Origin of the sequence: Pseudanabaena sp. lw0831 (assembly GCF_016584665.1) — a bacterium.
In the GTDB taxonomy this organism is placed as follows: domain Bacteria; phylum Cyanobacteriota; class Cyanobacteriia; order Pseudanabaenales; family Pseudanabaenaceae; genus Pseudanabaena.
The window spans coordinates 69123-79395 of record NZ_BBJB01000081.1; the positions used below are offsets into that span (position 1 = coordinate 69123).

Genomic DNA, 10273 nt, shown 5'->3' on the forward strand with positions numbered 1-10273 from the left:
ATGAGAAACTGGGAAGCCCTCAAACTTCGCTACTTACAAGATGAATTGCCAATTCGACTAGGCGGAATCGCATCAAATTTAGCAAGGATTAAAACCATGTCTAAAAATATCGCTCATTCTGATCTAGTAGTCAGCCTAATTGATGAGAGCAAAAGATTCATCGAATGGACAGCTAACGATGCTGACATCGACACGGCTGGCGAACTGGTAGAACTACAGATTCAGCTTGCACTGTGGCAATTGCGCTGGACAAAAATCTGGGCAGATCCAGTACAACGCATGGAAGTTGCAGCGCAGGCACAGATCTGGTCAGATCGAATCCTTGAGCGATCGGGGCTTTTGGACTAGCGACCAAAACCTCTTTTCTTCTTTTGCGGTTTGAACTTACTACGCCTTTTGCCAATATCAGCGATCGCCATAGATGCCATCCGTTTCTTCTGATATCGTTTAATCTGCTCAGCCAAAGGATGTGACGGATCGATTTTGAGATGGGTTATAGAAGTCATCAGTAGCTCTTTGCCAGAATCAGCATCCATTTGACACTCAATAGCACACAGGATTCCACCCATATCTCCCATGTACAGAACACTGTCAACCTGAAGAACATCATCATTGTTGTTTATATATTTACCCTGTTCTCGCAAACTGTTAAGCCCATGTTCATTAAGTCGAACTGCGATCGGAAGATTTGCTTCTATATTCTGTAAAAGCTGACGAGTTTCCACTGGGTCATCAATTGTTGATTTTCTCAGTAACTGCTCAGTTTGATCCTTTATTTCATTTATTTTCTCAATTGCTGTCTCATCCATAGTTGTTAGCCTAAAAAATCATGCCTCACAGTTTAGTTGTTAATTTTATGCCCAAAACGCCTATTTACTCAGAATTTCTGACGGGGCGGCATATTCATGCGCTTTTTTTGACATTAGTTAGCTCTGTAGATAAAGAATTAGGCGATCGCCTCCATGGTGAGAAAGCAAACAAAGGATTTGGATTAAGTCCAATTCAGCCAAAAGGGATGCGATCGCTAGTATGGGATTATAGCCGTGATATTCCAGCCGCAAATTCTTGTTGGTGGCGGATTACTTTGTTAGATGAGGTTCTATTTAGTAAACTCACAGGACTTTGGCTCAATCTCAATCCCGATCGCGCATTTCATCTCGGTTCAGCCGATCTCTATATCACCAGCATTCTCGGCACACCACAATCTAATCAGCCTTGGTCAAACTTTGCTACTTATCAACAAATTTACGATCGCGCTTCTGACACTGAGCGTAATATTACCTTTCACCTCGCCACGCCCACCGCTTTCCGTCAGGGAAAGTACGATTCACCATTGCCCACTCGTGACAATGTTTTTAAGAGTCTATGCGATCGCTGGAATACCTACAGCCAAACCCAAATCCATCCCGAAATCATCGAATATATCTTTCCCAGTCGCTTTGAGATTAAGACAGAAGTTGTCAAGAACTATGACACCCATAGCTTTATCGGCTGTGTTGGTGAGATTGGCTATCGAATTCTGGGTGATGTCGAGCCATTAGTAATTAAGCAAATAAATGCTTTAGCAGATTTTGCCATGTTTTCGGGAATTGGACGTAAAACCACAATGGGAATGGGAATAGCGAGGCGTTTGTGAATTACGAATTACGAATTATCAATTGCGAATACTATTATGGAACCGATCGCGATCGCTGCTCTTAATCAATATGCCTATTGCCCTCATCGTTGCTGGCGGATGTTTTGTGCAGGGGAGTTTGTTGAGAATCATTACACCATCGAAGGAACCGATCTACATCAATGGGTGCATACAGTTGGCGAGAATCAACGGGAGGAGACTTGGCAGGTTCGAGCGATCTGGCTGAAGTCAGAGCAATATGGCTTGATCGGCAAATCGGATTTGATTGAGGAGGTTGATGGCAGCCTCTATCCAATTGAATATAAGCGTGGTCATAAGGGTGAATGGGATAACGATGTAATGCAGGTTGTTGCTCAAGCTCTTTGTTTGGAGGAGATGACGGGTAAAACTATTACTAAGGGTTATGTGTATTATGCTCAAACGCACCAGAGACAAGAGATTGAGATTACGGCTGAGTTACGGGATGAGGCGATCGCGGCAATTACTGAAATCTCGCAAATGATGGAAACTGGCAAGATGCCTCCTGCCATCTATGGCAATCGCTGCAAAGGTTGCAGCCTGTTTACTCAGTGTGTACCGATGGCAAAAGAAAAGGTTAGTAAATATCAGGAAGGAGCTTAAAAGTGATGGGAACGGTTTATGTAAGTCAGGATGACTCGTTTATTGGCAAGACTGATGAACGCTTAACGGTTAAGGCGGAGAAAAAACAAATCCTAGATGTTCCACTAATCAAAATTGACGGGCTGGTAATTCTCGGTCGCGCTACGATTTCACCAGCGGCAGTGATAGAACTGTTAGAACGAAAGATCCCAATGTCATTCATGACAGGATCGGGGAGATTCCTTGGGCGTTTGGAACCCGAACTAACTAAAAATATTTTCGTGCGGCGATCGCAGTGGGCGGCGGCTGGAGAAACGCCAAAAGCAATTCATATGGTGCAAGCTTTTGTGCGCGGTAAGTTAAAAAATTATCGCAATTCGTTGATGCGCTGTGCGCGGGATTATGCTGCTGTGAATTTGCAGAAGGAGATCGATGATCTGGAACAGGCGATCGCTTCGCTGGTAAATCATCAGGCGATCGCGAGTTTGCGTGGTGTGGAGGGACATGGCAGTGCGGTCTATTGGCGGGTTTTCCCGAAGTTGATCAGGGCGGAAGGTTTTACTTTCAAGACCAGAAACCGCCGACCACCGCTCGATCCTGTAAATGCGATGTTAAGTTTTGGCTATTCGCTATTGCGCCATGATGTGCAGGGTGCGCTAAATATTGTTGGCTTTGATCCTTATCTGGGTTATTTGCATACAGAGCGTTATGGTCGTCCGAGTCTGGCTCTGGACTTGATGGAGGAGTTTCGTCCTTTGATTGTGGATGCGATCGTGTTGTCGGCAATCAATCGAAAGGCGATCGCGCCTCAGGATTTTACGACTGAGCCACTTAGCAATGCTATTTCTCTTTCTAATGATGCAAGGAGAGTGTTTTTAACGCTTTACGAGCAGAAAAAACAATCAGGATTTAAGCATCCTGTGATGGGTCGTAAATGTACTTATCAAGAGGCTTTTGAGCTTCAGGCTAGGTTGTTGGCAAAGTATCTAATGGATGAAACGGATAAGTATCCACCGTTGGTGTTGAAGTAAATAATTACGAATTATCAATTCGTAATTCGTAATTATTTACAAATGTGTTAAAAAATGTTTCTAGTCATCTCCTACGATATTTCCGAAGATAAACGCCGCACCAAAATCCATAAGATTCTGAAATCCTATGGTCAATGGATGCAGTTTAGTGTGTTTGAGTGTGAGCTTACTGATGCTCAATATGCGAAGTTGCGATCGCGTCTCAGTAAATTGATTAAGCCTAGTGAGGATAGTATTCGCTTTTATTTTCTTTGTGGTGGTTGCCATCCTAAAATAGAACGCATCGGCGGCGAACAACCTTTGGATACGACGATATTTTTTGCCTAAGTTTGGTTCATGGTTTGCGCGAGCGATCGCCTGTTTTTGGGATAGTATGCAATGAGTGGTCTTACAAGTGTTAACTAGTATATCTTTGGTTGCGATCGGGCTGGTCGATCGATTCGCGCAAGTCTTGAATGTGCTGATATATATAGGTTTACTGTGTTTACTACAATGTCTGCGATCGCTTCAGCAAGCCTATATCTGTTATAATTCCTATGATTCGCGCAAATGCACCTTGAAAACCAAATATGATATACTTTCTAAGCGCGGGCGGATTCAAAGCCTCTGAAACCCTTTTAGGGATTGAAACTAATAGTGTCTTTAACGCTCATAATTCAATCTCAGATTCAAAGCCTCTGAAACCCTTTTAGGGATTGAAACTGAATGCCTGTGAGGTCTTCAGGGCTAAACGCAACGATTCAAAGCCTCTGAAACCCTTTTAGGGATTGAAACACACTATTATTGAATCAATATGCTGATAGATTGAGATTCAAAGCCTCTGAAACCCTTTTAGGGATTGAAACAGCTAAATCTAGGTATAGAGTATATGTTGCTAGGATTCAAAGCCTCTGAAACCCTTTTAGGGATTGAAACTTCACCATTACCCATAGAGATAGTTTGAATCTCTTGATTCAAAGCCTCTGAAACCCTTTTAGGGATTGAAACTAAGGGCGGGAAAATAATCAAAAAAATTATAGAAGGATTCAAAGCCTCTGAAACCCTTTTAGGGATTGAAACGCGCCGATTGTGCCGCCTCCTTTGCATAACTCGCGATTCAAAGCCTCTGAAACCCTTTTAGGGATTGAAACACTGGTTTAGAAACTAATATAGAAAACATCTCAAGATTCAAAGCCTCTGAAACCCTTTTAGGGATTGAAACCTAAAAGTAAACCCAAAAGTATTAAGAACATTGTCCAGAAGATTCAAAGCCTCTGAAACCCTTTTAGGGATTGAAACCAAAAGTTTAAAGCTTGCAATTGGTGCGCTAGCCGTGAGGATTCAAAGCCTCTGAAACCCTTTTAGGGATTGAAACAGGAGTATCAGCTCTTTTACTAGGCTCAATCACTGCTGATTCAAAGCCTCTGAAACCCTTTTAGGGATTGAAACTCTCCATGTTCTGCATGATGCGCTCTTGTTTTTTGATTCAAAGCCTCTGAAACCCTTTTAGGGATTGAAACACTCCCTTCTATCCTTAATACAATATTCGTATTGGATTCAAAGCCTCTGAAACCCTTTTAGGGATTGAAACTTTTCAAAGCAATATTGATTTTAGGGTATCATGGGATTCAAAGCCTCTGAAACCCTTTTAGGGATTGAAACGTAAGTGCCACGCGCTCGACGGTCAGCAATAGTAGATTCAAAGCCTCTGAAACCCTTTTAGGGATTGAAACACCAGCGATATCGACAAAGGGAATATTTTCTAATGATTCAAAGCCTCTGAAACCCTTTTAGGGATTGAAACGCCACTATGCTGAAATTCACCCTACCCACCACCCGATTCAAAGCCTCTGAAACCCTTTTAGGGATTGAAACCGAAATACCTTGGTAATCGCATCCAAGCTTTCAACAGATTCAAAGCCTCTGAAACCCTTTTAGGGATTGAAACAATCTTAGCGATTACATCTTCAGGATTGCCAAGCGCGGCTAGTGATTCAAAGCCTCTGAAACCCTTTTAGGGATTGAAACAAGCGTTACTCTTTGTATGGAAGCCTTGCGAGTAGATTCAAAGCCTCTGAAACCCTTTTAGGGATTGAAACAGCATTGATCTATCGCACCCTGAGACTTGCCACATCCTGATTCAAAGCCTCTGAAACCCTTTTAGGGATTGAAACCCCACCGCTCTAGCAAAGTTTGCAGCACCGTATAAGATTCAAAGCCTCTGAAACCCTTTTAGGGATTGAAACCCATTGCCTTTATGCTGACTTTGGCAATGCCATTCGATTCAAAGCCTCTGAAACCCTTTTAGGGATTGAAACGCTGATGCTAGTGGAATTGTAAATAAAAACTTTGAGAAGATTCAAAGCCTCTGAAACCCTTTTAGGGATTGAAACGGTGTGATTGGGACAGATCCCAAGCAGGCTCAAATTGATTCAAAGCCTCTGAAACCCTTTTAGGGATTGAAACTTCCTAAGAAGAGTCTTTGAGGACGGCGGCGCGATCGTAGATTCAAAGCCTCTGAAACCCTTTTAGGGATTGAAACACCGACTTTAATCGCGAACGCCGTGCAGTTTGGTACGATTCAAAGCCTCTGAAACCCTTTTAGGGATTGAAACGTAAAATTATCACTGATTTACTAGAGCTACAATTTAAAGATTCAAAGCCTCTGAAACCCTTTTAGGGATTGAAACACTGAAAGCGATCGCGTTCGACATCTTGAAAGTAAGATTCAAAGCCTCTGAAACCCTTTTAGGGATTGAAACAAAGTTCTAATTGTTCTTCAATATCTGAACGGTGGATTCAAAGCCTCTGAAACCCTTTTAGGGATTGAAACAAAGACACCGCCTTGCGCCCCTCTATGTCAAAGAAGATTCAAAGCCTCTGAAACCCTTTTAGGGATTGAAACATTATACCAATCCCACCTACCAAGATAGAAACTATGATTCAAAGCCTCTGAAACCCTTTTAGGGATTGAAACTTGCTTAGGATAGCAAGCGTAGCTGTTTTCACGAGATTCAAAGCCTCTGAAACCCTTTTAGGGATTGAAACGCAGTATCACCGCTTGGAGCGTTAGGAGCCTCAAGATTCAAAGCCTCTGAAACCCTTTTAGGGATTGAAACAACGCGATCTATTGGATAGCGTTAACATTATTTCGATTCAAAGCCTCTGAAACCCTTTTAGGGATTGAAACTATAAGGAGCTAATGGGAGGGTTGATAGGACAAGATTCAAAGCCTCTGAAACCCTTTTAGGGATTGAAACAATCAAAATTACATCAAATGGTAAATCTTTAATAGATTCAAAGCCTCTGAAACCCTTTTAGGGATTGAAACTTACCACGCTGCGGCGGCGGAAGAAAATTGCTACAGATTCAAAGCCTCTGAAACCCTTTTAGGGATTGAAACTTAGCTTTTAACCTAATAACTTTAATTTAATCATAGCTTCAAAGCCTCTGAAGCCCTTTTAGGGATTGAAACCCAAAAGTCTGTATAAGGCTGTAAGGCTAAATCATGCTTCAAAGCCTCTGAAGCCCTTTTAGGGATTGAAACTCAACCTCTCTTTCAAGCTTTTCAACCCTACTCACGCTTCAAAGCCTCTGAAGCCCTTTTAGGGATTGAAACATGGTCTGGCTTGAGTACGATCACGCGCTTAACTGCTTCAAAGCCTCTGAAGCCCTTTTAGGGATTGAAACGAAAAATGCCAAGCTAGAGGTTGTTGCCTGAACCTGCTTCAAAGCCTCTGAAGCCCTTTTAGGGATTGAAACAATTGTCCTTCTTCAGTTAGCTTTCGATACTCGTCCAAGCTTCAAAGCCTCTGAAGCCCTTTTAGGGATTGAAACCTAGTAGAGAATTGAAGAGGCGATCGATATAGCGCGCTTCAAAGCCTCTGAAGCCCTTTTAGGGATTGAAACAAATAGCATTACTTTTCTAATTTGCTCTACTACAGCTTCAAAGCCTCTGAAGCCCTTTTAGGGATTGAAACATATTTTTGATACCGTTTACGATGCTTGGATAGTCGCTTCAAAGCCTCTGAAGCCCTTTTAGGGATTGAAACTTTGCAGATCCAAATATTGCCGCTTCCAATAGTCCCGATCTAGCTTCAAAGCCTCTGAAGCCCTTTTAGGGATTGAAACAAATCTGTTATCAGGATCTAAAGTAATCATATGAAAGCTTCAAAGTCTCTGAAGCCCTTTTAGGGATTGAAACTCAGAACTCAGTACCTACAGAGGGTTTACAAGGTATCACCAGCTTCAAAGCCTCTGAAGCCCTTTTAGGGATTGAAACAGAAAATTGTAGATTTTATCTAGCTTTGCGGCTCGTGGCTTCAAAGCCTCTGAAGCCCTTTTAGGGATTAAAACGGTTTTCGATTTCTGGATTTTCCTTGTTGAGTAGGAGATTCAAAGCCTCTGAAACCCTTTTAGGGATTGAAACGGTAAAAAATGATTGCAAAAATTGAACCTAAAAGCGATTCAAAGCCTCTGAAACCCTTTTAGGGATTGAAACCTTGAGCGTTCTTTGAGCTTGATTAAGTCTCATGGGATTCAAAGCCTCTGAAACCCTTTTAGGGATTGAAACGAAACATACCTAGAGCTAATTTCAAGCACCTTAGAGATTCAAAGCTTCTGAAACCCTTTTAGGGATTGAAACTGCTCCTAAGATTTAAAACATCACGAACCTCATCTAGAGGCGTTGACCATAGAGACTTCCAATCTATACCAAATAGAGGCTTAGCATGTTTTGCCATCATCCATCCTTCGGCGATCGCATCCATATATTCAGCAGAACGCTCAATATCATAGACTGCACTTTTGAGGAGGTTCTTTGCAATTAAAGCCAGCCAAAATCTACTCGCCTGAAGTTGTGAAACATAGAAAGCTTCTAGCTGAATCTCACCAATAATATTGGTATTAAATCCCGTCACAACATGCCAAATATCATGAGTTTCCGTAATATGAGCACCCAAAAACTCATAATCATTGCTGCTGGGTTTGATTTGTAACGGCTTCAGCCCATTTTGCAACATATGGTTAGCATAAGCATAGCCCAGCGTATGAATTGGCAAAAGAGCAAGCAATTCTAAATCAACTTCTCCGAGACGAGGATAGTTGGCAAAAGCAGCTTTGCCTTGAGGCTCATTAGAGAGAAAATTGATGATGAGTTGTAAACTTTCTAGATCGCTAGATGCTTGAGCAAGGCGATCGATTACACCAAAATCCCCATCAGGCGATCTTACCATCTCCAGAAATGCCGATAGCAGCGTTTCTTCTCTCTGTTGCTTTACTTCTAGCGATTCAGTCATAATCAATTACAAATTTGAGAATCAGTTAACGTTAGATTTAGTCAGCTCCGCAATTGGCGCGATCGCCTTTAGCTTTAACTTAGGATGGTCAGCCTCCACTTGATTTAAATTCCATTGGTTCTTAAATAGCAGAACAGGACGATTCCAGCTATCTTTAACCACCATCGTGTTAAACAACCTGCCAACAGCTTCTAAAGCATCCCAACCATCCTCAACCCATCGCGCCACCGAATAGGGCATAGACTCCAGCATCGTTTCCACACTATATTCACTTTGGAGGCGATATTGAGCCACCTCAAATTGCAACTGTCCCACAGCCGCAAGAATCGGATCGCGCTTAGCCTCATCAACAGAATACATAATTTGAATAGCCCCTTCTTCTTGTAATTCAGAAATACCTTTACGGAACTGTTTGAACTTAGAAGGATTGGGATTGCGGAGAGTGCAAAATAGCTCAGGCGAGAAGCAGGGAATCCCCGCATATTGGCGTTTTTTACCAATATAAATCGTGTCCCCGATCGCAAACATACCAGGATTATTCAACCCAATCACATCGCCAGCATAAGCCACATCGATCGCCTCACGATCTTGACCAAATAGCTTTTGAGCATGGGATAAGCGAATGCTTTTACCGCTGCGTAAATGGGTCACACTCATGTCCTTCTCGAACTTACCCGAACATACACGCACAAAGGCAATGCGATCGCGATGTCGAGGGTCCATATTTGCTTGCAGCTTGAATACAAACGCCGAGAAATCCTCATCAGTAGGCGACACCTCACCACTAGAGCTGTCGTGAACCGTCGGAGTCAATCCACATTCAAGGAAAGATTTTAAGAATAGCTCCACACCAAAATTGGTCATCGCGCTACCAAAGAAAATCGGCGTGAGCCTACCACGATGCAAATCCTGAGTATTCCATTCTGCGCCAGCAGCATCAATAACTTCCAAATCTTCTAAAAGCTGATTATAAAGATTCTGACCAATAAATTTAATTGCTTGTGGATCGTCAAAGGGATAGATGTTTACCTCAGCTTCTCGCTGACCATGAGAACTGCGCTTAAACAAATGCACCGTTTTGCTAGCGCGATCGTACACACCTTTAAATTGATCGCCCGTACCGATCGCCCAATTCATCACATAGGGAGTGATCCCCAATTCTTTTTCGATTTCATCTAATAGTTCTAATGGCTCACGGGTAGGGCGATCCATTTTGTTAATGAACGTAAAAATGGGTAGCGATCGCAACCGACAAACTTCAAACAATTTGCGGGTTTGTGGCTCTAGCCCCTTTGCCCCATCAACCAACATCACCGCATTATCAGCAGCAGCAAGGGTGCGATAGGTATCTTCACTAAAATCTTTGTGTCCTGGGGTATCCAGCAAATTAATGCAGTAACCCATATAGTCAAATTGCAACACCGTCGAAGTAATCGAAATTCCGCGTTGTTTTTCTAATTCCATCCAGTCAGAGGTGGCATGGCGTTGCGCGGCTCTAGCCTTAACCGCCCCCGCAAGATGAATCGCACCGCCGTATAGCAATAGTTTTTCGGTTAATGTTGTTTTCCCCGCATCGGGGTGGGAAATGATTGCAAAGGTGCGTCGCCGTTCGACTTCGCGCTCTAACTCTTGCCACAGTTGACTCATGGAAATTTTAACTAACTTTTTTAAATTTATAGCAATAGCGACTCAAGTCAGGACATAAACCCAATAAAGAGTTGCGGCGCGAA

General features: G+C 42.6%; 7 protein-coding genes, 1 pseudogene and 1 CRISPR repeat array. Of the genes and pseudogenes, 5 read left to right on the forward strand and 3 right to left on the reverse strand.

Annotated elements, in window-relative coordinates; genetic code table 11:
• Window positions 1-348, forward strand: coding sequence for a hypothetical protein (locus APA_RS17445; RefSeq protein ID WP_201323529.1), 348 nt, complete (start codon window positions 1-3; stop codon window positions 346-348).
• Here the strand turns inward: APA_RS17445 and APA_RS17450 are convergent.
• Entirely contained in the window at window positions 345-809 is a 465-nt protein-coding gene (locus APA_RS17450; RefSeq protein WP_201323530.1) for a hypothetical protein, read from the reverse strand. The genes APA_RS17445 and APA_RS17450 overlap by 4 nt on opposite strands.
• A 20-nt stretch (window positions 810-829) precedes the next feature.
• Here APA_RS17450 and cas6 point away from each other — a divergent pair, with 20 nt between their 5' ends.
• Genes cas6 through cas2 form a run of 4 tightly spaced genes read left to right on the forward strand, consistent with a single transcriptional unit; the run spans window position 830 to window position 3594 of the window.
• Window positions 830-1636 (forward strand): CRISPR-associated endoribonuclease Cas6, encoded by an 807-nt coding sequence (gene cas6 / locus APA_RS17455; protein WP_201323531.1) that lies wholly within the window; start codon window positions 830-832, stop codon window positions 1634-1636.
• 36 nt (window positions 1637-1672) lie between these two features.
• The gene (gene cas4, locus APA_RS17460) at window positions 1673-2257 is read left to right on the forward strand and encodes a CRISPR-associated protein Cas4 (RefSeq protein WP_201323532.1); all 585 of its coding nucleotides are present in this window, start codon (window positions 1673-1675) and stop codon (window positions 2255-2257) included.
• A 5-nt stretch (window positions 2258-2262) separates the two neighbouring features.
• Window positions 2263-3267, forward strand: a complete 1005-nt coding sequence (gene cas1d / locus APA_RS17465; protein WP_201323533.1) for a type I-D CRISPR-associated endonuclease Cas1d — start codon at window positions 2263-2265, stop codon at window positions 3265-3267.
• A 54-nt stretch (window positions 3268-3321) separates the two neighbouring features.
• Window positions 3322-3594 carry a CRISPR-associated endonuclease Cas2 gene (gene cas2 / locus APA_RS17470; RefSeq protein WP_201323534.1) on the forward strand — a complete coding sequence of 91 codons (273 nt, stop codon included), beginning with the start codon at window positions 3322-3324 and terminating at the stop codon, window positions 3592-3594.
• Window positions 3595-3861: 267 nt separating this feature from the next.
• Window positions 3862-7891: a CRISPR direct-repeat array (repeat unit 37 nt; unit sequence GATTCAAAGCCTCTGAAACCCTTTTAGGGATTGAAAC).
• A gap of 16 nt (window positions 7892-7907) precedes the next feature.
• Here the strand turns inward: cas2 and APA_RS25840 are convergent.
• Window positions 7908-8543: pseudogene (locus APA_RS25840) on the reverse strand (Coq4 family protein); the annotation flags it as partial.
• Window positions 8544-8564: 21 nt separating this feature from the next.
• Entirely contained in the window at window positions 8565-10190 is a 1626-nt protein-coding gene (locus APA_RS17480) for a peptide chain release factor 3 (protein WP_201323535.1), read from the reverse strand.
• Between the last annotated feature and the right edge of the window lie 83 nt (window positions 10191-10273).